This window comes from Candidatus Chlorobium masyuteum (assembly GCF_011601315.1).
GTDB lineage: Bacteria > Bacteroidota > Chlorobiia > Chlorobiales > Chlorobiaceae > Chlorobium > Chlorobium masyuteum.
This window is the reverse complement of sequence record NZ_JAAORA010000002.1, coordinates 256,442-279,541: the sequence shown is the minus strand read 5'-3', so window position 1 is coordinate 279,541 and position 23,100 is coordinate 256,442. Positions and strand designations below refer to the sequence as shown.

Annotated in this window: 23 protein-coding genes and 2 tRNA genes; 9 read left to right on the top strand and 16 right to left on the bottom strand. The window is 49.2% G+C overall.

Features of this window, described 5'->3' with window-relative positions; genetic code table 11:
* Positions 1-120: 120 nt before the first annotated feature.
* The 6 genes from G9409_RS04900 to rpsT all read right to left on the bottom strand — a co-directional run bounded on the left by G9409_RS04900 (position 121) and on the right by rpsT (position 4,474).
* Positions 121-202 (bottom strand) — tRNA-Leu (locus G9409_RS04900).
* Positions 203-235: 33 nt separating this feature from the next.
* Positions 236-308: transfer RNA gene (locus G9409_RS04895), tRNA-Lys, on the bottom strand.
* Between the two features lie 281 nt (positions 309-589).
* A complete protein-coding gene (gene rho / locus G9409_RS04890; RefSeq protein ID WP_006366034.1) occupies positions 590-1,879 on the bottom strand; it encodes a transcription termination factor Rho in 1,290 nt (429 codons plus the stop codon).
* Positions 1,880-2,199: 320 nt separating this feature from the next.
* Positions 2,200-3,468, bottom strand: coding sequence for a bifunctional folylpolyglutamate synthase/dihydrofolate synthase (locus G9409_RS04885; protein WP_166807700.1), 1,269 nt, complete (start codon positions 3,466-3,468; stop codon positions 2,200-2,202).
* 9 nt (positions 3,469-3,477) lie between these two features.
* Complete coding sequence (ruvA, locus tag G9409_RS04880) at positions 3,478-4,080, bottom strand: Holliday junction branch migration protein RuvA (RefSeq protein ID WP_166807699.1); 603 nt, start codon at positions 4,078-4,080, stop codon at positions 3,478-3,480.
* Positions 4,081-4,198: 118 nt separating this feature from the next.
* Entirely contained in the window at positions 4,199-4,474 is a 276-nt protein-coding gene (rpsT, locus tag G9409_RS04875) for a 30S ribosomal protein S20 (RefSeq protein WP_006366037.1), read from the bottom strand.
* 257 nt (positions 4,475-4,731) lie between these two features.
* Between rpsT and glmM the strand changes: the two genes are divergently transcribed.
* Positions 4,732-6,144, top strand: a complete 1,413-nt coding sequence (gene glmM, locus G9409_RS04870) for a phosphoglucosamine mutase (RefSeq protein WP_166807698.1) — start codon at positions 4,732-4,734, stop codon at positions 6,142-6,144.
* A gap of 31 nt (positions 6,145-6,175) precedes the next feature.
* Positions 6,176-7,996 carry an ABC transporter ATP-binding protein gene (locus tag G9409_RS04865; protein ID WP_166807697.1) on the top strand — a complete coding sequence of 607 codons (1,821 nt, stop codon included), beginning with the start codon at positions 6,176-6,178 and terminating at the stop codon, positions 7,994-7,996.
* 151 nt (positions 7,997-8,147) lie between these two features.
* Here the strand turns inward: G9409_RS04865 and G9409_RS04860 are convergent, their stop codons facing one another.
* A complete protein-coding gene (locus G9409_RS04860; RefSeq protein ID WP_166807696.1) occupies positions 8,148-9,416 on the bottom strand; it encodes an ABC transporter permease in 1,269 nt (422 codons plus the stop codon).
* A gap of 186 nt (positions 9,417-9,602) precedes the next feature.
* Here G9409_RS04860 and fni point away from each other — a divergent pair, with 186 nt between their 5' ends.
* From fni to G9409_RS04825, 7 genes are all read left to right on the top strand, one after another.
* The gene (gene fni / locus G9409_RS04855; protein WP_166807695.1) at positions 9,603-10,676 is read left to right on the top strand and encodes a type 2 isopentenyl-diphosphate Delta-isomerase; all 1,074 of its coding nucleotides are present in this window, start codon (positions 9,603-9,605) and stop codon (positions 10,674-10,676) included.
* Between the two features lie 11 nt (positions 10,677-10,687).
* Positions 10,688-11,686 (top strand): polyprenyl synthetase family protein, encoded by a 999-nt coding sequence (locus G9409_RS04850; protein ID WP_166807694.1) that lies wholly within the window; start codon positions 10,688-10,690, stop codon positions 11,684-11,686.
* A gap of 30 nt (positions 11,687-11,716) precedes the next feature.
* Positions 11,717-12,844: a DNA-processing protein DprA gene (gene dprA, locus G9409_RS04845; protein WP_166807693.1), complete on the top strand. Its 1,128-nt coding sequence runs from the start codon at positions 11,717-11,719 to the stop codon at positions 12,842-12,844.
* Positions 12,845-13,090: 246 nt separating this feature from the next.
* Positions 13,091-13,633: an OmpH family outer membrane protein gene (locus G9409_RS04840; protein WP_166807692.1), complete on the top strand. Its 543-nt coding sequence runs from the start codon at positions 13,091-13,093 to the stop codon at positions 13,631-13,633.
* Positions 13,634-13,642: 9 nt separating this feature from the next.
* Positions 13,643-14,194, top strand: a complete 552-nt coding sequence (lptC, locus tag G9409_RS04835) for an LPS export ABC transporter periplasmic protein LptC (protein WP_328700115.1) — start codon at positions 13,643-13,645, stop codon at positions 14,192-14,194.
* Between the two features lie 16 nt (positions 14,195-14,210).
* On the top strand, positions 14,211-14,597 hold the full coding sequence (gene panD / locus G9409_RS04830; RefSeq protein ID WP_166807691.1) for an aspartate 1-decarboxylase: 387 nt from the start codon (positions 14,211-14,213) through the stop codon (positions 14,595-14,597).
* Between the two features lie 31 nt (positions 14,598-14,628).
* On the top strand, positions 14,629-15,360 hold the full coding sequence (locus tag G9409_RS04825) for a sugar phosphate nucleotidyltransferase (RefSeq protein WP_166807690.1): 732 nt from the start codon (positions 14,629-14,631) through the stop codon (positions 15,358-15,360).
* 142 nt (positions 15,361-15,502) lie between these two features.
* Here G9409_RS04825 and G9409_RS04820 read toward each other — a convergent pair whose 3' ends face one another.
* From G9409_RS04820 to infB, 9 genes are all read right to left on the bottom strand, one after another.
* The gene (locus tag G9409_RS04820; protein ID WP_166807689.1) at positions 15,503-16,000 is read right to left on the bottom strand and encodes a VOC family protein; all 498 of its coding nucleotides are present in this window, start codon (positions 15,998-16,000) and stop codon (positions 15,503-15,505) included.
* Positions 15,978-16,331, bottom strand: coding sequence for a DNA-directed RNA polymerase subunit omega (locus G9409_RS04815; protein ID WP_006366049.1), 354 nt, complete (start codon positions 16,329-16,331; stop codon positions 15,978-15,980). The genes G9409_RS04820 and G9409_RS04815 overlap by 23 nt, the downstream gene beginning before the upstream one ends.
* 19 nt (positions 16,332-16,350) lie before the next feature.
* Positions 16,351-16,929, bottom strand: coding sequence for a guanylate kinase (gene gmk / locus G9409_RS04810; RefSeq protein ID WP_166807688.1), 579 nt, complete (start codon positions 16,927-16,929; stop codon positions 16,351-16,353).
* A gap of 4 nt (positions 16,930-16,933) precedes the next feature.
* Positions 16,934-17,821: a YicC/YloC family endoribonuclease gene (locus G9409_RS04805; protein WP_166807687.1), complete on the bottom strand. Its 888-nt coding sequence runs from the start codon at positions 17,819-17,821 to the stop codon at positions 16,934-16,936.
* Between the two features lie 90 nt (positions 17,822-17,911).
* Positions 17,912-18,181 carry a 30S ribosomal protein S15 gene (rpsO, locus tag G9409_RS04800; protein ID WP_166807686.1) on the bottom strand — a complete coding sequence of 90 codons (270 nt, stop codon included), beginning with the start codon at positions 18,179-18,181 and terminating at the stop codon, positions 17,912-17,914.
* A gap of 45 nt (positions 18,182-18,226) precedes the next feature.
* Positions 18,227-19,192 carry a bifunctional riboflavin kinase/FAD synthetase gene (locus G9409_RS04795; protein WP_166807685.1) on the bottom strand — a complete coding sequence of 322 codons (966 nt, stop codon included), beginning with the start codon at positions 19,190-19,192 and terminating at the stop codon, positions 18,227-18,229.
* Between the two features lie 17 nt (positions 19,193-19,209).
* Positions 19,210-19,932 carry a tRNA pseudouridine(55) synthase TruB gene (truB, locus tag G9409_RS04790; protein ID WP_166807684.1) on the bottom strand — a complete coding sequence of 241 codons (723 nt, stop codon included), beginning with the start codon at positions 19,930-19,932 and terminating at the stop codon, positions 19,210-19,212.
* 21 nt (positions 19,933-19,953) lie between these two features.
* Positions 19,954-20,319: a 30S ribosome-binding factor RbfA gene (gene rbfA / locus G9409_RS04785; RefSeq protein ID WP_166807683.1), complete on the bottom strand. Its 366-nt coding sequence runs from the start codon at positions 20,317-20,319 to the stop codon at positions 19,954-19,956.
* Between the two features lie 18 nt (positions 20,320-20,337).
* Complete coding sequence (infB, locus tag G9409_RS04780) at positions 20,338-23,043, bottom strand: translation initiation factor IF-2 (RefSeq protein ID WP_166807682.1); 2,706 nt, start codon at positions 23,041-23,043, stop codon at positions 20,338-20,340.
* Between the last annotated feature and the right edge of the window lie 57 nt (positions 23,044-23,100).

Sequence of the window (23,100 nt, the reverse complement as noted above, 5' to 3'; positions counted from 1 at the left end):
CCTGACTGTTAGAACAGAACGATCTTCCTTGAGATGGTTCTGTATAGACAAAATACGAGCGAAGGAGAAGAAAAAATGCAAAAAAAAAGCCGCGAAAACGCGGCTTTAATGATTAACAAGTGCCCGAGAGGAGATTCGAACTCCTACACCTTTCGGCGCTACCCCCTCAAGATAGTGTGTCTACCAGTTTCACCACTCGGGCTTGTCAAAATCCAGAAATAACAATACACATCAGTGAGAATAGAAGGACTCGAACCTTCGACCCTCTGCTTAAAAGGCAGATGCTCTACCGACTGAGCTATATTCTCAACCAATAACAAAAGTACAGACGTACCGGAACTTATTTGTTCTGGTATCTCAAGCGCTTCTTGTGCCGGTTCTTACGGCGCATCTTTTTGCGCTTGTGTACCGCCATTTTATGACGTTTTCTTTTTTTTCCGCAGGGCATGTAGTAAATGTCTTTCCACTTGTTTTAAAGGCAGATAATATAGGAAGTTTTCTCAAAAGCGCAAATACAAATTCATCCTTAAACAGTAATTCATTTTTTATAATGGTGTTGCATACGATCCCATCCGGCTTGAGAGCACAATCATGCATTCATGTATTTGAAAAAGTCCTTGTTGTCCTTTGTGTCGGCCATTTTCTCGCGCATGAACTCCATGCATTCGATCGGATTTTTGTCGGCAAGATATTTTCTGAGAAGCCATGTTCTGGAAAGCTCTTCCTGTGAAAAGAGCAGCTCCTCCTTGCGGGTGCCGGAACGGAGAATATCAATGGAAGGAAATATCCGCCGTTCGGAAAGGCGGCGATCAAGCAGAAGCTCCATATTACCGGTACCCTTGAACTCTTCAAAGATAACATCATCCATACGCGAACCGGTATCAACAAGTGCTGTGGCTATAATAGTAAGACTGCCCCCCTCCTCAATATTACGGGCTGCACCGAAAAAGCGCTTGGGTTTGGTCAGCGCATTGGCATCAATACCACCGGAGAGAATTTTTCCGGAGTGTGGAATGATGGTATTATGAGCCCGTGCCAGCCTGGTAATGGAGTCGAGCAGCACCACAACATCACGGCCAACCTCTACAAGCCGCTTGGCCTTCTCCAGTACCATATCAGCCACAAGGACGTGGCGTTCAGGATCCTCGTCAAACGTTGAACTGACGACCTCTGCAGGCACACTGCGTGCCATATCGGTCACCTCTTCAGGGCGTTCATCAATGAGCAGCACAATAAGGTAGACCTCGGGATGATTTTTGATGATCGCATTGGCAATCATCTGCAGAAGCATGGTCTTGCCGGTTTTCGGCTGCGCAACAATCAAGCCTCTCTGTCCCTTTCCTATCGGTGTGAAAATATCCATAATCCGCCCGCAGTATTCCGACTGCTTGGTTTCAAGCTTGAGCCGTTCGCGGGGAAAAAGAGGGGTGAGGTTTTCAAAATAGGGGCGCTCCCGTGTAATTTCGGGATCGTTGCCGTCTATGGTGTTGATCTTCAGCAGTGCAAAGAAACGCTCACCCTCTTTCGGCGCCCGGACCTGGCCGGATACCGTATCACCGGTACGCATGTTGAAGCGCTTGATTTGCGAAGGAGAGACATATATATCATCAGGAGAGGAGAGGTAGTTGTAGTTGGCTGAGCGTAAAAAACCGTACCCTTCCGGGATAACCTGGAGAACACCGGTATTGACCATCACATTGCCACTTTCAGAATCGCTGTTTTTCTGCGACTGGGCTTCGATAATCTTGAAAATCAGCTCCTCCTTCCGCAACCCTGCCGCCGTAACACCAATCTCTTTGGCTAAAGCATGCAGCTCAAAAACTTTCTTTTTCTGGAGCATATTGATGTCCAGACCTTTAAAAACCGGATTGTTCGACATTGTAATGGGATTCAACGCTTGTTATTCAAAAAAATAAACAGGAAAAGAAGAGGATAGCCCGTCATATCCGGACGGTATATCCACAATCATGGTCAAAACCACGCATCTTCGACGGGAGTTAGCTTTAACGCGTTTTCATGCAACATGAAAGCAGGGAAAAAGAAGATGACAGGGGAAGACTTTCTATAATTGAAAAAGGGATAATCACAACAAGGAATTATGAAACGGATGTCTCTCTTGGGTAAATGAAGCATTTATGTGGCTTGACTAAAATATAAAACTTTTTCCGTAAAAAAACTCTCTTCAAACCGCGGCACACTTCAGCAACCTGAAGCAATAATCTCTCCTGCAAGATAAAATGATCCGGTCACAAGAATCAGGTCATCAGGTTTCGAATACTCCCTCAGATACCCGAGCGCCTCACCTCCTGTTTTAAACACCTTTGCCTCATTGCCCTCATCAACGCATAACAGGGCAAGCTGTTCTGCGGGAACGCTACGTTCCGAGGGAATATTGACCGGATAAAAATCGCAGTCAAGACGGGTAAGCTCCCTGATAACCGAAACGGCATCCTTGTCCGAAGCCAGACCAAGAATAACGTGTACAGCCCGGTATGCGCTCCGGAAATCAGCTATGGCATTGACAGTCTGGCGCATGCCATCGGAATTGTGCGATACATCAAGGAGCACGGCGGGATGCACTCCTATCTTCTCCAGTCTTGCCCGGTAACCGGTCCGTAAAAGCTGTTCAAGACCTGCATAGATAGATGCCGGTGCAACACCGGCATCCTCGGCAACCATCACTGCAAGAGCTACATTGGAGGCATGAAACGATCCGCTCAGCGGCGCTTTAAGAGCCGGATAATACCCTGAAGCCGTCCGGAGATCAAGCTGAAGCGCTCCTGCTTCGGCACAGAGAACACTCCAGACCGCATCCTGACCTGCGACAAAGAGCAATACTTCATGCAATCCAGCCACCCAGGATATCGGCTGAAAAGCTTCAGGATCGGAAACCGCAGTAAAAACCCTGCACCCTTTTTTTATTATGGCCGCTTTTTCCTCCGCAATCAGTGCGCGGGTCTCTCCAAGCCAATCCGTATGATCCAGCCCGATGCTTGTAATAACTGCATAGGCTGGATCCAGAATATTGGTGGCATCAAGCCGCCCCCCCATGCCCGTCTCGATAATGGAAACATCAACCTGTTCATCAGCAAACCAGGCAAAGGCTATCGCTGTTGTCGCTTCAAAAAAGGTGTAAGGAGTATCGGCCGCTCGCTCTTTGAGCTGTGAACAGTAACAGGCCACCCGCTCTCCGGGAATCGGTTCACCGTTGATGCGCATTCTTTCACTGAAATCAACAAGATGAGGAGAGGTGTAAAGTGCGGTTTTTTTGCCGGAAGCCTGGAATATTGATGCAAGAGCGGCGGCAACGGTCCCTTTTCCATTCGTACCGGCAATATGAATCACCAGACCGAGACGTCTTTCGGGAGAACCAAGGTGATCAAGCAGCGAGCGCACAACGTCAAGACCCGGCTTTATGCCGAACCGGTGAAGCGGGTAGAGAAAATCAAGCGCGTCCTGATAGGTCACCGTTATCTGCTAACTGTTATGAATTGAAACAAGAGCTGATTTGATTACCTCCTCAACACTGAGAGCGGAATTTTTTTCAAGAATGGAGTCCACAGCTTTCTGTACTGTAACTCTGGAGAAACCGAGCGTCACAAGGGCGTTGATTGCATCATCCCTCATCCGGGAGGAGAGCTGTGCTGCCGGTGCCGCAATAGTCCCGGCAGGAGACAGTTTCAGGATTTTATCCCGCAATTCAAGAATTATGCGTGCGGCGGTCTTTTTGCCTACACCGGTGATCCCGTAAAGCCGTTCAGGAGTGTTCGCCAGGATGGCGTCATAAACTTCCGCAACCTGCAAGCCGGAAAGAACCGCAAGAGCAAGCTTTGGCCCCACGCCGGAAGTCAGTATAAGCAGGCGGAACATCTGCCGCTCGGCTTCCGTAAGAAAACCATAAAGCTGATGGGCATCCTCTCTGACCGAGAGATGGGAATAAAGCAATACTTCACTGCCCGGTACAGGCAGCTGTCGGCTGGTGCTCGCGGAGATAAGAAACCGGTAGGCAATCCCGGAAACTTCTACAACCGCCTCTTCCGGCAGGAGTGAAACAAGCCTGCCACGAAAATATGCAAACATGAGAGAAGGAATGGAAACCCGGACTGAAAACCGCTCACAGAGCGTCTGTTACGGATTTTTCAGGCCGGATGTCAGAGAATGAAGATCAGTATTGAACCGGAAAGCAGGCATGCAACGCTTACTCGGCTTTGCCGTAACTGTTCAAGAGACGAGTCAGTTGTGACTTCTTTCTGGATGCTTTATTGGCATGGATATAGTTCTTGACGCCAAGACGATCGAGTTTCTGAACAGCCGAACGATAGGCGACCTCAACTTCCGCCTTGTCTGCACGGGTATCAATCAGTTTCTGCATATTTTTGACAAGAACTTTAAGCTCTTTTTTCCTTGCTCTGTTCCTGGCATTTCTTCTTTCTGACTGCCGCAGTCTTTTTTCAGCCGATTTGTGTAAAGGCATATACGGTTGCTGTTAGGATATAAAATTTTTCAAAAGCCTCCTTGCTTCAATAACAAAGGGCATATAATATAGAAGAAAGGAGGAAATAATCAAAAGAGTATCAAGAAATCCTGAAAAAGCCTTGCAACTCTCTTCCGGTTTCAGTAAACGCAGATCCAGGTACATGCCTGCTCCATTCCGACTCGGAACGTCATTCAGAACTCGGAGCTTTTTCCTTATATTGCGCCAGATCTTTTTCAATTCATTCAGTGATTATTATGAGCCTGATGATCAGCGTTTCCGGCATACGCGGTATAGTCGGTGAAAGCCTTACCCCAAAAAATCTTACCGCTTTTGCCATGGCCTTTGCCTCATGGATTCTTCGCCGTAAGGATGACCGGACAAAACATCCAAGGATAGTCATCGGCAGGGATACCCGGCCTACAGGCAAGGCTATCGGTGATCTTGTCAGCAATGTTCTGGTGCTTTGCGGCTGTGACGTTATCGACCTTGATATCGCAACAACACCAACAGTAGAGATTGCCGTCACCTCCGAATGTGCCGACGGAGGACTGATCATTACCGCATCCCATAATCCTGTTGCCTGGAATGCGCTGAAAATGCTCAACCACCTTGGCGAGTTTCTGACTGCCACAGAGGTTGATGAGCTGCTTGCCATAGCAGACAGGGAGCAGTTCTGCCCGGCTGGATGGGATCATATCGGCGTTATCACCCATGATGATCGCTATGACGACCTGCACATCGAAAAGATTCTGCAACTTTCTTTTGTTGATACAGCAGCAATAGCAAAAGAGCAGTTCCGGGTGCTCGTAGACTGTGTTGAGGGTGCCGGTTATGCCGTTGTGCCGAAGCTGTGCAAAAAGCTCGGTATGGAGCATATTGTTCCGGTTGCCTGCGGCGGTAGCGGCCTCTTCCCCCGCAATCCTGAACCGATTGAGGAGAATCTTTCGGCAACCATCGCCGGACTCAAAGAGAGCGGATGCGATTTTGCCATTGTTGTTGATCCGGATGTCGACCGGCTCGCACTCATCTGTGAAGACGGGACTCTGTTCGGCGAAGAGTATACCCTTGTAGCCTGCGCAGACTTTTATCTCAAACAGCACCGTGGCGCTGTGGCAAACAACCTCTCCAGCAGCAGGGCCTTGAGAGATATTGCCGGAAGGTACGGCGTTGAGTGCTACAGCGGAAAAGTCGGAGAAGCCAATGTTATCGAAGTGATGAAAGAGAAATCGGTTGTCATTGGCGGAGAAGGCAATGGCGGCATTATTCTTCCCGAACTCCATTACGGAAGGGACGCTCTGGTTGGCATTGCGCTCTTCGTCCAGGCCTTCACTCACTGGCGCACAACAAACCGTAACGGCACTCTTTCAGCCTTCAGAAAAGAGTTTCCCGACTATGTGATGTCGAAGCAGAAAACTACGCTCGGAAAAACTGACCGTTCATCGCTCGAGAATATTCTGACCGATATTGCCTTGCAATACCCTGAAGCTGAATCAAGCGCTCTTGATGGGCTGAAACTTGATTTTGCCAGCAGCTGGGTGCATCTGCGTCCGTCGAACACCGAACCAATTATCCGCATCTACTCCGAAGCACCGTCAAAAGAGGAGGCTGAAGCGCTGGCTGATAAACTGAAAAGGGATATAGAGAAAAGAACGCAGGGGCATGAATGACCTGAAACGGCAGGTATTTGGATGAAAAATAATGAGTAAAGAGCAGAACAAAAGCTTCCGGACGCAACAGGACGAAACACTTGGAATAGAGAAAAAAGGCTCGGTTGACAGCTATATTGTCTCCCGTCTCTTCGCCTATATCAAGCCATTTAAAACCCTTGTAGCCGCCTCTGTTGCAATTACCATTGCAGGCTCTTTTCTTGGTCCGCTTCGGCCCTATCTGACAAAAATCGCCATTGACGACCATATCGCCCGTGGCGATCTCAGGGGACTCGCCTTTATCAGCATCCTGCTTGCAGGAGCCATACTGCTTGACGGCATCAAGCAGTATATCACCACATGGTTAACCCAGATTATCGGCCAGAAGGCCGTATTCAACCTCCGGATGGATATTTTCACCCATCTGCAAAAACTGCCGGCACGGTTTTATGATCGCAACCCCATAGGACGACTGATCACAAGAACAACAAGTGATGTTGAATCGCTCAACGAGATGCTCTCAAGCGGCATTATCACCATTCTCGGCGATATCCTGCAACTGTTTTTTATCGTTGTCTTGATGGCTTGGATAGATTGGCAGTTGACGCTTATTGTACTCGCCGTTCTCCCCCTCATGCTCTATGCAACCATCCTGTTCAAAAACAGGGTACGGGTTGCGTTTCAGGATGTCAGAACCCACCTTGCACGCCTTAACACCTTCTTTCAGGAGCATATTACCGGCATGAGCATCGTACAGCTCTTCAATCGCCAGGAGCAGGAATATGAGAACTATGCCGCCATTAACCGCGATCACCGGGATGCAAACATACGCACGGTTTTTTATTTCTCCATCTACTATCCGCTGATTGAAGTGCTGAGTGCTGCTGCTGCGGGTCTGGTGATATGGTACAGCGGCGTGCGCCTGCTCAAGGCTGACCTCACCATTGGAGTGGTTATCTCGTTTGTGCAGTATATATGGCTCTTTTTCCGCCCTCTTCAGCACCTTTCCGACCGGTTCAACGTTATTCAGACGGCAATTGCCGGATCCGACCGGATTTTCAGACTGCTTGATGAAAAGGAGGGGATTGAAAACCCAGCAGAAGTTCAGCCCGTCTCAACCTTCAGGGAAAAAATAAGTTTCAGTAATGTCTGGTTCGCCTACGACGGCGATAACTGGATACTCAAGGATATCTCCTTCGATATCCGGCATGGCGAAAAAGTTGCCATTGTCGGGGCAACCGGGAGCGGGAAAACGTCAATTATCAATATTCTCTCCAAACTCTACCCTTTCAGCAAAGGCTCCATCACCATTGACGACATCCCGATCCGGGAAATCGAGGCGAGTTCACTGCGAAAACTTGTCGGGGTTGTCATGCAGGATGTCTTTCTCTTTTCCGGCACCATTCGCGAAAACCTCGCCTTCGGCAATCCCGATGTCTCCGACGAGGCCCTGCGGGAAGCGGCAAGAGTGGTTGGTGCAGACCGGTTTATCGAGCAGCTCCCCGGCGGCTACCAGTACAGGGTGCTTGAAAACGGCACCGGCCTCTCCTCCGGCCAGAAACAGTTGATCGCCTTCGTGCGGGCACTGCTCTACAATCCGGAAATTCTGGTGCTTGATGAAGCAACCAGCTCTGTTGATACGGAAACAGAGACACTGATCGATGCGGCAACGGCGAAACTCATGAGTGAGCGTACCTCGATTATTATTGCCCACCGGCTCTCAACCGTGCAGAAAGCTGACCGGATCATCGTTCTGCACAAGGGCGTGATCCGGGAAACCGGCAACCATCAGGAACTTCTGGCAAAACGGGGCCTCTACTACAAGCTCTACCTCCTGCAGCACCCCGAACAGACCACTCAAAAAGAGGTTTGAACGCTCACCGGTATTTCTGTTAACCGTCGTGAGCGGTTTAAGGGCAAGGCGGACGGAGCGCAGAAACCGGAGTGTACACAAAAGTACATGAGGATTTCGAGCACTGCCCAACGCAGCAATCGAATCGCGCAACAGGTTAACAAAAATACCGTTACAGGCTGCTGTCGCGAAGCACACTCACCGGCTCCAGCTTCGCCGCTCTTGCTGAAGGGAGAATTGCTGCGAGCGTACTTATAAGCACCGTCACCCCGATGACCACAAGAAAATAGATGGGGTTGTAGGACATACTGAAGCCTGTTTTGGTCAGGGGCCCCTGGGAGCTCTCAACAGGCAGGCTGGCAAAGAGATTGATAGAGCCTATGGCGAGGACTCCGCCGGCAAGAGCACCGGCAAGTCCCACAATAAACCCTTCAAGAACAAACATACTGACAAGCTGCACGGCGGAAAAGCCGAACGACTTCATGATGGCAATGTCGCGGCTCTTTTCAAAAACCGTAGTAACGAGAATATTGGCAACCCCGAAACCGGAGACAACGCCGACAAAGGCAACGAGAGAAAAAACGATATAGCCGATACGTTTAAAGAGGGAGAGCACACTCGCATTTTCCTCCTGCCAGGTCAGGCAGCGGTAACCGGTTATCTTCTCCAGCTCTTTTGAAAGCCCTGCATTATTAAACGGATCGGCCACCTTTAAGGCTATACCCGATACCTTGTTGGCCGGAAGCCCCTCAATGATTTGACCAAGCTTGAGAGAGACCAGAACACCATTATCAACAGCATTGACGCCGGAAAAAAAGATACCTGCCACCTTGCACTGACGGCTCTTTCCTGATGAGGGGATAATAACCACATCATCACCGAGCTGAAGATTCATATCCCTGGCTACCGTACGCCCAACCAGAAGAGCATTGGGTGTTTTTTCATAGAGGGTGATATCGCCGGAAGTAAGTTTTTTCCGAATTCCGCTGATGGCATCCTCCCTGTCGATTATGACACCCTTAAGCAGAAGAGGCTGGTTGCGGCTCCCCTTTACCGCCATAACCTGTGACTCAACATAGGGGGAGGCGGCAACGATCTGCCTGTTATACTGGGGCAGGTTGAAAACACCGAGAAGCTGGCCGTAATTGCGCACCTCATCACGCTCCAGCTTCTGGATATTATCTTCAACAATGGCAACAGAGGACTCCTTCTGGCCGGCAAGTATATTGACCGGCACAGGATTCATCTTCTCCCCCTTGACGGTGATATGGGGCGCAACATTGACAATGGTTTCAATAAAGGAGTCAAGCAGACCGCGCGTAAGAGAGTTGGTGGTGATCAGCACCATGGTGCTCACTGCAACTCCGAATATAGTTGTGAGTGTCTGTCGCCGCCGCCCGAGCAGATGCCGAACAGCTATATCGAATAATGTTTTAAACATGGTTAACCCGCATGATAATAGTGTAGCGAACAGCAATCAAGAGTGCTGTAGCCTGCTGCTTTGAATCAGGCATTGGCGTGACTCCTGATAATTTCTTTAGGTGCCAATAAGTTATGGGATATTTTTATTAAGTTATACCATTAAAATCCAGCATCAGAAATCCTGCAAGGAATCTACCGGGGCGGAATGAAAGAGAGTGAAAGCAATATAACAATTGAGCGCAAGCACAGCCATGTGGATATCTGCCTGCATGGCGATATTGCCTTCAGCGGCAAAACCACCGGTTTTGAGCGCTACGAATTTGAGCACAATGCCGTGCCTGAAATCTCTTTGGCCGATATCAGCCTCTCAACAACGTTCCTTGGCCGCACAATAGCAGCGCCATTCATGATCTCCTCGATGACAGGGGGATACAGTGAAGCGACCTTTCTGAACCAGCGCCTTGCCGAAACGGCAGAGCAGTTCAGAATTCCTCTCGGTGTCGGAAGCATGCGTCAGGCTCTTGAAAACAGTACACACCGTGAAAGCTTTGCCATAGTCAGAAAGTACGCACCATCAATACAGATTTTTGCCAATATCGGAGCACCGGAGATCGCAAAAGGGCTTACGGATAGCGATATCAGCGTCATGCTTGATCTCCTTGAAGCCGATGGACTCATTGTACACTTCAATGCCGCACAGGAACTTTTTCAGCCTGAAGGCAATACTGATTTCCGCCATGTGCTTGATCATCTGAGCACACTCACGGCAAGAATCCCTGTCCCGGTTATTGCCAAAGAGGTCGGGAGCGGTATTTCGGGCACGGCTGCATCTCAGCTTTTTGAGGCCGGAGTCAAGGCTGTTGATGTCGCAGGCGCAGGGGGAACCAGCTGGCAGAAAGTTGAAGAGATCCGTTATACACGCCAGTTCGGCACTGAGAGCCGTTTCAGCACGCCTGCGCTTGAAGAGCTGCTGAACTGGGGAATACCAACAGCTCAATGCCTGAAAGAGATCGCGGCCTTGAAAATATCGAACAAAATTTTCAGCACAGTAGAGCTCATCGCTTCAGGTGGCATAAAGAGCGGAATGGATATTGCAAAATCGCTGGCGCTTGGCGCAAATCTCGGAGCATCGGCAGGCCATCTGCTGAAAGCGCTCCATGAAGGAGTACTTGAACTGACCATTGAATCATGGCTGAACGATCTCAGGGCCGTCATGTTTCTCACCGGAGCAGCTACCATCGAGGAGCTCCGGAGCAAAAGCCTTATCGTAAAACAATGACCGACTTCACCATGAATATACCCGTTACACAGGAACTTGTCGAGAAAAAGTACCGGCTCTACCACACCAAAATCAATGATGCTCTCGGAACATGTTTTGAAAAACAATCTCCGGTAACACTCTATGAGCCAGCCAGGTATATTCTGGAAGGAAAGGGAAAAAGAATCCGCCCGTTCCTGACTCTCCTTGCTTCTGAAGCCGTCTCCGGCTCTTCTGAAAATGCCCTCAATGTTGCTCTTGCTGTTGAGGTCCTGCATAATTTCACCCTGATGCATGACGATATCATGGATCAGGCCGACCTTCGCCATGGCAGACCGACCGTTCACCTTGAATGGAACGTCAATGCGGCGATACTCTCCGGAGATATGATGATTGCCTACGCCTACGAGCTTGCACTTCAGGCGAAAAGCAGCCGTCATACTGAACTGGTTCACATTCTCAACGATGCCAATATCACAATCTGTGAAGGACAGGCTCTCGATATGGAGCTCGAAGAGAAAAAAGATGCAACAATTGCCGACTACCTTGACATGATTGCCAAGAAAACAGGGCGCCTGATCTCAGCCGCGCTTGAAGCCGGAGGTGTTGCAGGAAATGCTACGGATGAACAGCTCAGAAGCCTGGTGCTCTTTGGTGAAAAAATCGGCCGGGCATTTCAGATTCAGGATGACTATCTCGATATCATGGCTGACGATGGCAAATCAGGCAAGATTGCCGGCGGCGATGTCATGAACGGCAAAAAAACCTATCTTCTCCTCCGCTCGCTTGAACTGACCTCAGGCAGGGAACATGATCTCCTTCACTCCATCTTCATGAATAAAGGGATCAGTGCCGACAGGGTGCCTGAAGTAAAAGCCATCTATGAGCGGTGCGGTGTACTTGAGGAGACTGCCGCACTCATCAACTCGATTACCGAAGAGGCTCTCTCAGCCATTGACTCGCTCCCCTATGCCGAAGGCAGAGATTACCTTAAAGGATTTTCAAACATTCTCATGAAGAGGGATTTCTGAGTTTCCCGCTTCTTTCAACGGAAGCGCACCATGGAAAAGAGCATGTTGCTTCTGGCACTGACCCTTATTCCGGGAATCGGACCATCAAGGATCAAGGCTCTCATCAACCAGCTGCCAGACATCATCGATGTGCTGCAGGCTGATGTTGAAGAATTGAAAACGATACCGGGCATAGGAGAACCTCTTGCGCGTCAGATTCATGATTTTCTCGCTCACTCCGAAACAAGAGCTTCTGCTCTGAACACAGCAGAAGAGCAGATTGCTGCCCTGCATCGCTGCAATGCTAAACTGCTTACCATTCTTGACCCTGACTATCCTCCCCTTCTGAAGGAGATCTACGACCCGCCGCCATGCCTCTTCATCCGGGGAACAATGCCGGATCCTCACACGCCCGGCATTGCCGTTGTAGGCACAAGAAAGGCCTCTCCATACGGCAAAGAGTGTACCGAAAAGCTCTGCCAGGGGCTGGTATCTCTCGGTGCGGTCATTTTCAGCGGTATGGCTTACGGTATTGATATGACTGCACATCTGGCGGCCCTGAAACATGGAGGTACAACTGTTGCCGTTCTTGCCAGTGGCGTTGACACCATCTACACCGATCCACAGGGGAAAGTATGGCCTAAAATAGTAGAGCATGGCGCTCTCATCTCCGAAGAGTGGATCGGTTCATCCCTCTCTCCGGGAAAATTCCCGAAAAGAAACCGCATCATATCAGGCATCTCTGCCGGAACTCTGGTGACAGAATCAGATCTGAAAGGAGGCGCACTGATTACTGCCGCAAATGCTCTTGAGCAGAATCGGGAGGTTTTCGCCGTACCCGGAAGTATTTTCTCCCGGAGCTCAAGAGGAACAAACCGGCTGATCCAGCAGGGACAGGCAAAAGCTGTCATGTGTGTTGAAGATATCATTACGGAACTCTGGCCGCACTTTGCAAACACACTCCCGGAAACCGCCGCTCTCCCGCCTGACAATCTCTATCTGAAGCTGAATGACCATGAACGGGCTATATTGGAACGGATGACGAAAGAGCCGGTACATATCGATACCCTGGCGGCAGAAACGGGAATGGATGTCTCATCACTGCTTGTACATCTTTTTGAACTTGAACTGAAAACCGCGATCATGCAGATGCCTGAACAGTTTTTCCGGAAAATATAGCAATCGGCCAATTATACAGAACACCAGAAACTCCTTTAAGCCCTGCTCCAGCTCTCTTCCGGGCCTGTCAGCCAACCACATCCCGTCATCCCGGAATTGAGCCATCACAAAATCCTCAAGCATGCGGGCTTATCAGCTTTTTATAGTATTTTATCGGGGAATTATTACCTTTGAATGTATAATTTTGTCCAGTTACACGTTATACGATTTCGACTCATAAACATGATAACCTAAACCTTGAAATTGATGAATCATTCAGGAGGATTTATAAACGTTTCCCGCCGGGCCATTGTTACGGCGGCATTGTCCCTTATGCTCATTGCTCCTTCCCCGGTCCAGGCCGCGCAGGAGACCGGCAAGGTTGGTGTTGTTGATTTCGGAAAACTCATCCAGCAGTTGCCTGAAACCAAACAGGCGGAAACCACCCTGCAGGCAACTGCAGCACCGCTCCAGAAAGAGCTTGCCCGCTTGAATGCAGAGTATCAGAAATCAGTAGTAGCTTACCGTCAGCTCCCTGCTGCTACAACCAAAGCGGCGAGAGATCAGAAAGAGCAGGAGGTAAACAGCAAGGCACAGGCACTCCAGAAGTACCAGCAGGAGCAGGGTGGAGTTGTTGAAAGAAAGCAGCAGGAGCTCCTGACTCCTATCCGAGAGAAGGTACTCTCCGCAGTCAAGGCAATTGCCCAGCAGGACGGATTTACCCTGGTGATTGATAAAGGCGCCCAGGTTTACGGCACACCTGATCATGATCTGACGTTCAAGGTAATGAACCAGTTGAATATCAAGTAATGATCCACTGTGTTCGATAAGTCCATCGTTCTTTTTCTGCTGGCTCTTCTGTTCGTCATGACGGGATGCGGCGCTTCTCAAAAGGAGCGTCGTTCTCCGGAGACCCGCTTTATAGGTATCAATCATCCCGTTCAGGAAAGCTGGACGGCGAGGCTTGCTATTACCGATTCGGGTAAGAGAACGGGAGTTATTGAAGCCGGGCACGGTGCGATATACAGAACAAACACCGGAGATGAACATCATCTTGACGGGGGAATCAGGGTTACCTTCTTTGACGTCAACGGCCTACCCTCGACGTCAATAACAGCAGAAAAAGCTGTTATTCATGATAATCAGGATATTGAAGCTTCCGGTAATGTTATCATTACCTCCGCCGTGACAACGGTTATAAGAACCGAGTATGTCAAACGGACAACCAAAGACCGGATGATCCGCTCAGACAAGTTTGTAACGATAACAAGGCCCGGAGAAACCATACGGGGATATGGTTTTGAAAGCGACCAGGGTTTGAAGAAATACCGCATTTTCAAGGGAAGCGGCGAAGCATTTATACAACAATAATGAAGTCAATCTGTTCATGAAATTACATGTATTGAAATCAAAAATCCACAACGCTATTGTAACCAGTGGTGATCTCGAATATGAAGGAAGTATCACCATTGACAATGAACTGCTTGAGATGGTAGATATGATCCCCAATGAAAAAGTGCTTGTGGTCAACAATAATAATGGTGAACGGTTTGAAACCTATATCATCAAGGGAGAACATGGCTCCAGGGTGATTCAGCTCAACGGAGCCGCTGCACGCTGTGCACTTGCAGGCGATGAGATCATTATCATGACCTTCGCGGTCATGGACGAAGATGAGGCTCGAAACTATAAGCCGATGGTTCTTATTGTCGACAGAGAGAATAACCCTAAAAGCCGTCACCGCGTCGGCGAAATGAGTGAACCGTTATCGTAACTCCCCCTTACTCCAATCGTTTATAATATTTATGGGACTTGCAGTAATCATCATGGCGGCCGGAAAAGGTACGCGCATGCATTCAGACCTTCCAAAAGTGCTGCATAGAGCAAATGGAAAGCCGCTTGTTGAGTATGTTCTCGACACAGCAAACGCACTTGACCCGGAAAAAGTCGTACTCATTGTCGGCCATCAGGCTGAACAGGTAAAACAAGCGACTGCCGGCTACGCTCTCATCGCTGCTCTTCAGGAACCTCAGCTCGGAACAGGTCATGCCGTCATGCAGGCCAAAGAGGCTCTGAAGAATTTTGACGGTGAGGTACTCATCCTCTCCGGAGATGCGCCTCTTGTCACGCTCCGGTCGCTCCAGGAATTGATAGCGTTTCACCGCAGCCGGAGTGCGGTCGCTACCGTTCTGACGGCTGATCTTGCCGATCCTTCGGGCTACGGCAGAGTCATCCGGCACAACAACAGCGACATCGTTCTGAAAATTGTTGAACACAAGGATGCTACTGAAGAGGAACGCGCCGTGAGTGAAATCAACTCCGGTATTTATCTCTTCGATGCACCGGTACTGTTTACGGCACTTGGAGAGATCACCACCAATAATGCCCAGAATGAGTACTATCTCACCGATGTATTCAGCATCTGCTTTAAAAGCGGCAAACGGGTTTGTGCCTTCAAAACCGGGAATCCGGATGAGATACTTGGAATCAATACGCCGGAGCAGCTAAAAGAAGCTGAAGCAATACTGCTGAAGTAACTTCAGGAATAAACAAGAATAGTACTCAGAGGTAAGAAGGTTCTTAAATCTCCCATAGGTACTATACGACCTATGGGACCTATGGAAAAATAAGAGCGCTTCGGGGGAGGATAACCAGGATTCCGGTATCGGCAGAAATGGTTTATTTCCTTGAACGGCGGGGCTTTTGAAGTTCTTTTTCCTCCGAAATTTTCGGGCGACTTCCACCTGCAAGCGCACCGGGAGTGGAGACATCAATATCAGGACTCTCTTTCTGGATTCCGGCTTCATGCATGGAGTAAAACTCCACAAGATTTCCGTCCGGATCCATGACAAAAAAAGCCCTCCCCTCACGTCGATGGGCGGGTCTGGTCACGAGATGTACTCCGCTATCGTCAAGATAGCGTGCAGCAGCATCGACTTCAGCATCGGAGGAAAGCCTGAACCCGAAATGGTCAACCCTTATATCACGCGCTTCGGGAGATCCCGGGGTTTCGGCTTTTACCAGTACCAGAAGGTCAGAGTTGATACGCAGATAAGAGATATTAGCTCCAACCCGGTGGTCAAGCTTGAAACCAAGAATGCCCCCATAAAATGCTTCGGCAAGACGCAGGTCATTGACGCGAAGGGTAATCTGATTAATCCCCGTCAGTTTCATCATCTTCTTCTACTTGAACAGGCTTTTTCTCGGCAGTTTTCTCCAGGGTATAATCATATTTGTGTTCGAAATACTCCGCAACTGCTTTATGCGAGGCCTTTTCACGGACTTCAAACTCAAGGCTGATAGCGATCTGTTCAGGGAATATCTTGTCCGATTCAGACTCACTGCTCGGGTTGCGGATCATCTCCTTGTAGGGGAGCAGCTTGTCTTCAAGATCAGCGCGCTCCTCATCATGTATTTTTTTAGCTCTTTTCGAAATCGCAACTACCGTCTCGTACAAATTCGAGTGCGCACTTCTCAGCTTGTTCAAATCAACAGGTTTCACCGACATTGCACTATAATTATGACGTTTATAAAAGAAATTTTCTGACTTGTTCCGTGACCGTCTCCACGGTCAGATCAAGATTGTCGTTTACAATCACCTCATCAAACCGTTCCGCATACTCAAGTTCAAGACGGGCACGCTCAAGGCGCAATTTCAGACTCTCTTCATCTTCACTCTCCCGTCCTTTGAGTCTGGCTTCCAGTATCTCCATACTCGGCGGCTTGAAAAAAATCAATAACGAGTTTTCAGGAAACAGCCGCTTGAGATTCAGCGCGCCTTTGACGTCAAGATCAAGAAGAAGATGGCTGCCGCTCTCAATTACCTCACGGGTTTTATCAAGCAAAGTCCCGTAATGGTTTCCGAAAAAAAACTCATGTTCAATAAATCCACCGCAGCGGATCTTCTCCTCAAAATCGTTTTTACTCAGGAAATAATAGTTAATCCCCTCTACTTCACCAACCCTCTTCTCGCGGGTTGTAGCAGATACCGAAAATCTTATATCAGGAATCCGCTCCAGCAACTGTTTGGCAATTGTTGACTTGCCGGTACCGGATGGTGCTGAAAAAACAATCAGTTTCCCCTGCCGTTTCCGCTCTTCAACCATAACATCACTCTATATTTTGCAGTTGCTCCCTGACTTTTTCAAGTTCTTCCTTTATTCGAACCATTTTCTGGGATATTTCCGCATTCTGGGATTTAGAAGCGATGGTATTGGCTTCACGAAGCTGCTCCTGAAGAAGAAAGTTCAATTTTCTTCCTGTACCGCTCTCATCATTTCCCAGCTCTTCAAGGAAAAACTTGTTATGGCTGGCGAATCTGGTCAACTCTTCGGTAATATCAAGCTTGTCGGCAGCAAGCACCAGCTCCATTTCAAGACGATCCCTGCTGTATGCCAGATCCTTTGAGGCTATTGCCTCTACTTTTGCCGCCAGTCTTTTTCTGACCGCTTCAAGGTTTTCTGCCGAAAGCGTGGAAACGAGAGCGAGTGTCTGTTCAATCTCCGCAATGCGTACACTGAAGTCAACCAGAAGCTCCTCCCCTTCCCTTCGGCGCATCGCCTTGAGACGATCTATGGCCTCCTGGAGCAGTTTTTTTGCGACAGGCCAGAGCTTTTCGATCTGGTCAAGTGAAGTTGTACCGTTATCGAATACTTCCGGAAAACGGAGCAGATGCTCCAGCGTAACCGGTGTAGTGAGCTGGGCTTCTCTCTGAAGGGTCTCAAGCAGTCCCTTGTAGGCTTTAACCTTTGACGCGTTGACGCTGACAGCTATAGGCTGCTCTTCATCAAGCTGAACCTGAATAAACGCGGATATTTTACCCCTTTGAAAATGGGCCCGTATCATTTCGCGGACTTCAAGTTCAAACGAGAGTAATTGACGGGGAAGCTTTACACTGATTTCTGCAAACCGGTTATTGACTGAGCGTAGCTCAACAAGCGTGCGAACACCGTTTTCAACTGACTCCGCACTGCCATATCCGGTCATACTTTCCAACATAGGCTTCCCTGCTTCATTCGTTGTTAAAAAGATAACCTGCAGAGCAACAGCCCTGCAGAGATCGGGCAAAAAGAGTTCGGATAGAACTGCTTACTTGCGGAGATCAAGTTCGGCAATCACCTTACGGTAACGGTCGATATCAACATTCTTTATATAATTCAAAACTTTTTTGCGCTTGCTTACCAGCATAAGCAGTCCACGACGGGAGTGCTTGTCTTTCGGATGCAGCTGAAGATGGCCGGTAAGATCGGTAATTCTGCGGCTGAACAATGCCACCTGAACTTCAGATTTTCCGGTATTCTTCTCGGAACCGCCGAACTGCTGGATAACTTCCGCTTTATGCTCTTTTGTGAGACTCATAGCTCTTCATTTGTTATGTTAAATCGATTGACCTGCAATATAATATTATATACTATACAACTCCACCGTTTTTTTATCTTTTTCAAGCTGGTTTTTCAGCTCATCAAGTGACGTAAACTTGCGCTCCTCCCTGATAAAGCGAAAAAGGCTGAACTTCAGAGTACGACCGTAGAGCGCGCCGGAATACCCAAGAATATAGGCTTCGACGGTTGTAATCCCCTCTGAGGTGACCGTCGGACGCACGCCGATATTCATCATAACCCTGAATGAACGACCGTCAAGCTCGGTTCGGGCAAGATAGACCCCGCTCTTGGGCAGCAGCTTGTCCGGATCGGAAAGCTGGAGGTTAACCGTTGGAAAGCCGATCTCCCGGCCCCGTTTGTCACCATCAACAACTACTCCGCTGATCATATAGGGAGAGCCGAGAAACTCATTCGCCTCGGCAATCAGACCGCTTGCGAGGAGTTGACGGATTCTTGTACTTGAGAAATGCTCGTCACCGATCAGCAGTTCATCAAGCACCTCAACATCAAAATCCAGCTCTCCGCCGAGATGCTCAAGTGTTGTGCCGCTGCCGCTCCGGTCGCGTCCGAAAGCATGGTCATATCCGATGATGATGCTTTTTGCCCCAATAAGGCTGACCAGCACATTGCGGATAAAATCCTCCGAGCTGCGTTGGGCAAAATCCGGTGTAAAACGGACAACAAAAAGCAGATCAACCCCCTCCCTCGAAAGCAGGTTGATTTTTTCCTCCAGTGTGGTAAGCAATCCAAGCGGGCCGGTAACGGCACCTTTGAGCACTCTTCTTGGATGGGGTTCAAAAGTCACCACCACGCTTCGCAATTGACGACTGCGGGCAAGAGCAACAAGTCGGGCAATAATCATCCGGTGGCCCTTATGCACCCCGTCGAACGAGCCGACGGTTACCGCCGAACCTACAACAGGAAACTCGACAGGAGAGGCAGTGCCAAAACCACAGACATGATGATTATCATATTCCACAATACGCATACTTCCGTTATCTCCCTTTACAGATCGGGTTGATGGGTGCTTTGAACAATATCCTTGATAGTATCAGGCAGGGTCCTGGCAGAGCTCAATTGATAGGGACCGATAGCGACTCTTCTCAGTGCGGCCAGGTAGCCGCCAGTGCCAAGAGCATGGCCGAACTCGTGAGCAATAACCCTTATATAGGCACCCTTGGAGACATGCAGAACGAAATAGACCATCGGAAGGTCAATCCGGGTAACTTCAAAGCGATGAATCACAATCTCCTTTGCCTTCCTCTCCCGTATCACCTCTCCTTTGCGGGCATGTTCATACAGCCGTTTTCCCTTGTGCCATGCAGCCGAATGCATCGGGGGCTGCTGCTGATGGGTCCCCACAAAGCGTGAAGCAGCCTCTCTGATCTGCTCCACTGTCAGGTGAGCGGTACTGCAGTGACCGTATTCACTGGTTTCACAATCATGGCTCTCCGTCATAACACCGAGCTTGATGGCGCCGTCATAGACCTTGTCAAGAATCTCAAGAGTGGAAATTTCCCTGGTTTTCCGGCCGGAGGCGAGGATAAGAAGACCGGTGGCTTTCGGGTCAAGGGTACCGCAATGACCAACCTTGCGCTTCAGACCGCTCTGGCGGTAGGTATTCCTGATTTTGGCAACCACATCAAACGATGTCCAGTCCAACGGTTTGTCAATCAGGAGAAATGCACCTTCATCCTGAAGCTGCTCCCTGTTTTGCTGTTCATCCATACTCACTGCCTGCAAAAAAGCTTACTCTTCACGGTTTTCAGGGGCGCTTTTACGCACACTGCTCAACAGCTCTTCAATCCTTGTGGCTCGCTCATAGAGATGATCTTCATGGAATTCAAGTTCCGGAATACGCCGGAAGTGGTGGCGGATTCTTGCGGAGAGAATCTTTCTGATACTTTTTGTCTCCTCACGCAGATATGCCATGGCTTCGACCTGCTCTTTGGATGTCCCGATAATGGAGACATATATCCTTGCTATACCGAGATCAGCCGTAACCTTTACATCGACAACCGTGATAATCGGCCCGTTTCGGGGGAGCTCTTTCTGCATAATTGCTCCGAGCTCCTGCTGCAGAAGTGATGCTACTTTCTCAGTACGTATGGACATAACTCAACAATAAGAGGTTTACAATTTCCGTTTTTTCTCTACGATTTTGTAAGCCTCAACAATATCGCCAACCTTGATATCATCGTAATTCTTGAGACTCAGACCACACTCGTATCCGGCATCCACCTCTTTGACATCATCCTTGAAGCGTTTGAGTGCTGCAAGCTGCCCTTCATAGATCTGCACACCGTCACGAAGCAAACGGACCTTGGAGTCACGGAATATTTTACCCTCAAGCATATAGCATCCACCAACGTTACCGATCTTCGGCACTTTAAAGACCTGGCGGATTTCAAGGGAGCCAAGACTCTCTTCATGAAGTTCCGGAGAGAGCATACCCTCAAGAGCCTTTTCGACATCTTCAAGAACATGATAGATGACGCTGTAGAAGCGAACATCAAGATCTTCCTTTTCAGCAAGCTTCTTGGCATTGACATTAGGACGTACCCTGAAGCCGATAATAATAGCATCTGAAGCCGCAGCAAGAAGCACGTCGGTTTCGGTTATCTGACCGACACCCTGGTGGATAATCTGCACCTTGACCTCTTCATTCTGAATCTTCATGAGTCCGTCAGCAAGAGCCTGTATGGAGCCATCAGTATCAGCCTTGATGATAACACTCAGCTCTTTCATGAGGCCCTCCTTGATCTGGCGGGCAATACTGTCAAGCTTGACACGCGTACTGCGACGGAAATCGTGCTCGCGACGGATGACCTGCCGTTTCTGCGCCAGGTCACGCGCCTCCCTGTCAGTTACCATAACCGTCAGAACATCACCGGATTGCGGAAGATCCTCGAATCCGAGAACCATAACGGGCTGTGAAGGGCCGGCAGAGGGAATTCTCTTCCCCCTCTCGTCCATAATGGCCCGAACCTTGCCAAGTGTATTGCCTGCAACAAACGGATCACCAACCTTGAGGAATCCGCGCTGAACGAGAACCGTCGAGATCACACCCTTGCCCTTGTCGAGCTCTGACTCAACAATAATACCGCTTGCCGGGACCTCTGCGGAATAGTTGCCGCGCAGTTCACGCATCTCAGCCTCGGTCAGCACCTTGCCCATCAGCTCTGAAATTCCAAGACCTTTCTTGGCAGAGATCTCCTGGCACTGATACTCGCCACCCCACTCTTCAACAAGCACTCCCGCTTCGGAAAGCTGTGTTTTGATCTTCTCGGGGTTAGCTTCAACCTTGTCAATTTTATTAAGGGCAACAACAATCGGGACACCGGCGGCCTTGGCATGATTGATCGCCTCTATGGTCTGGGGCATTACGCTGTCATCTGCAGCTACAACAAGGATAACAATATCGGTAACCTGGGCACCCCTTGCACGCATGGCGGTAAAGGCTTCATGGCCCGGTGTATCAAGAAAGGTGATCTTGCGGTTTCCGTCAACTGTAACTTCATAAGCACCGATATGCTGGGTTATTCCGCCGGATTCACCGGCAACAACATTGCTGTTTCGGATATAATCGAGCAGTGAGGTCTTGCCGTGATCAACATGTCCCATGATGGTGACAACGGGAGGACGGGTCTGAAGATCCTCTTCAGCATCCTCCTCGGCAATAACGGCTGTTGCTTCAACTTCAGAGATGAATTCGGCCTCATAGCCAAACTCAAGAGCAATAAGTTCAATAGACTCCTTGTCAAGGCGCTGATTAATGGTAACAAACTTCCCGAGAGCAAAGCACTTCTGGATAATATCCTTTGCCGTAACGCCCATAAGTTCGGCCAGTTCGTGGGGTGAAGCATACTCGGTTACCCTGACAATAAGCTGCTGTGACTCACGCAACGCGTCAGCCTCCTCCTGCTCGCGCTCCCGATCGATCCGGCGCATCTTGCGGAATTTCTGGCGCGAACCGGTACCGCTGCCATCCTCCATACCGCTGATCGTCTTCTGGATGTTTGCCGAAATCACCTTGTCATCCACTTCCGGCTTCTTTTTCTTCTTGCCCTTTTTCTTTTTGCCTGCACTGTCATCCAGCAGCGCTTTCGGCTTTTCGTCCCCGGCAGCTTTCAGCGGTTTTTTTACCACAGCGCCTTTCTCATCAACATGCACTTCTTCAGTGACTTTCGTCTCAAACTCGTCTTTCAGCGCATCTGCCTGCTCCTTGAAATTCTTTTTCCGGTTTTTCTTGTTCCTTCCGGCCTGCATATCAAGCGTACCAAGTACGGTAAGGCCGCCCATATTCTGCGGACTGTCAAAAGAGACCAGATGTTCGTTGATTGACGGTTCAATCTTTACTGGATCAAGAACTGAATCTTCGCCAATAAGCGGAAACAGCTGCTCAGACTCAGCAATCTCTCCATCGTCAGCAACCGGTGATGGCTGATCAATAACAGAAGGTGCTGGAAGATCGCCCGGAAGAGAGTGCTCAACATCATCTTTTTTTGCATCCCGGGTCGTTACGGCAGGAGCGGACTGCGGACTAAGGGTGTCACGCAGCTGCTTCTCTTTTTCATACGTTTTGCGTGACTGCTCCTCAAGTCTTGACAACCGTTTCTCTTTTTCCGCCCGGATTTTTTTGGTCTCATCAACCATTTTCTTTTCAACACTGAAGTGGCTGAAAATCAGGTTATGCATCTCTTCACTTACCATAGAGGATGTAGAGGCCACCTTGCCTCCTTCCTGCTTGACAAAAAGTAAGACTTCCTGCGGACTCAACTGCAGTTCTCTTGCTATATCACTTATTCGATATCTCTTTTCCATGTCCTCAAGGGCCATTACATCCTCCTCTGGATTTAAAAACTCTTTACTCTTTATCCAATGCTGACATCTACA

What these genes read in the sequence shown, in the direction of transcription:
- rho (WP_006366034.1), bottom strand. Translation starts at nt 1,879, where the DNA reads ATGTCGAACAATCCGGTTTTTAAAGGTCTGGACATCAATATGCTCCAG.
- ruvA (WP_166807699.1), bottom strand. Translation starts at nt 4,080, where the DNA reads ATGTTTGCATATTTTCGTGGCAGGCTTGTTTCACTCCTGCCGGAAGAG.
- rpsT (WP_006366037.1), bottom strand. Translation starts at nt 4,474, where the DNA reads ATGCCTTTACACAAATCGGCTGAAAAAAGACTGCGGCAGTCAGAAAGA.
- glmM (WP_166807698.1), top strand. Translation starts at nt 4,732, where the DNA reads ATGAGCCTGATGATCAGCGTTTCCGGCATACGCGGTATAGTCGGTGAA.
- G9409_RS04865 (WP_166807697.1), top strand. Translation starts at nt 6,176, where the DNA reads ATGAGTAAAGAGCAGAACAAAAGCTTCCGGACGCAACAGGACGAAACA.
- G9409_RS04860 (WP_166807696.1), bottom strand. Translation starts at nt 9,416, where the DNA reads ATGTTTAAAACATTATTCGATATAGCTGTTCGGCATCTGCTCGGGCGG.
- fni (WP_166807695.1), top strand. Translation starts at nt 9,603, where the DNA reads ATGAAAGAGAGTGAAAGCAATATAACAATTGAGCGCAAGCACAGCCAT.
- G9409_RS04850 (WP_166807694.1), top strand. Translation starts at nt 10,688, where the DNA reads ATGAATATACCCGTTACACAGGAACTTGTCGAGAAAAAGTACCGGCTC.
- dprA (WP_166807693.1), top strand. Translation starts at nt 11,717, where the DNA reads ATGGAAAAGAGCATGTTGCTTCTGGCACTGACCCTTATTCCGGGAATC.
- G9409_RS04840 (WP_166807692.1), top strand. Translation starts at nt 13,091, where the DNA reads ATGAATCATTCAGGAGGATTTATAAACGTTTCCCGCCGGGCCATTGTT.
- panD (WP_166807691.1), top strand. Translation starts at nt 14,211, where the DNA reads ATGAAATTACATGTATTGAAATCAAAAATCCACAACGCTATTGTAACC.
- G9409_RS04825 (WP_166807690.1), top strand. Translation starts at nt 14,629, where the DNA reads ATGGGACTTGCAGTAATCATCATGGCGGCCGGAAAAGGTACGCGCATG.
- G9409_RS04820 (WP_166807689.1), bottom strand. Translation starts at nt 16,000, where the DNA reads ATGATGAAACTGACGGGGATTAATCAGATTACCCTTCGCGTCAATGAC.
- G9409_RS04815 (WP_006366049.1), bottom strand. Translation starts at nt 16,331, where the DNA reads ATGTCGGTGAAACCTGTTGATTTGAACAAGCTGAGAAGTGCGCACTCG.
- gmk (WP_166807688.1), bottom strand. Translation starts at nt 16,929, where the DNA reads ATGGTTGAAGAGCGGAAACGGCAGGGGAAACTGATTGTTTTTTCAGCA.
- G9409_RS04805 (WP_166807687.1), bottom strand. Translation starts at nt 17,821, where the DNA reads ATGTTGGAAAGTATGACCGGATATGGCAGTGCGGAGTCAGTTGAAAAC.
- rpsO (WP_166807686.1), bottom strand. Translation starts at nt 18,181, where the DNA reads ATGAGTCTCACAAAAGAGCATAAAGCGGAAGTTATCCAGCAGTTCGGC.
- G9409_RS04795 (WP_166807685.1), bottom strand. Translation starts at nt 19,192, where the DNA reads ATGCGTATTGTGGAATATGATAATCATCATGTCTGTGGTTTTGGCACT.
- truB (WP_166807684.1), bottom strand. Translation starts at nt 19,932, where the DNA reads ATGGATGAACAGCAAAACAGGGAGCAGCTTCAGGATGAAGGTGCATTT.
- rbfA (WP_166807683.1), bottom strand. Translation starts at nt 20,319, where the DNA reads ATGTCCATACGTACTGAGAAAGTAGCATCACTTCTGCAGCAGGAGCTC.
- infB (WP_166807682.1), bottom strand. Translation starts at nt 23,043, where the DNA reads ATGGCCCTTGAGGACATGGAAAAGAGATATCGAATAAGTGATATAGCA.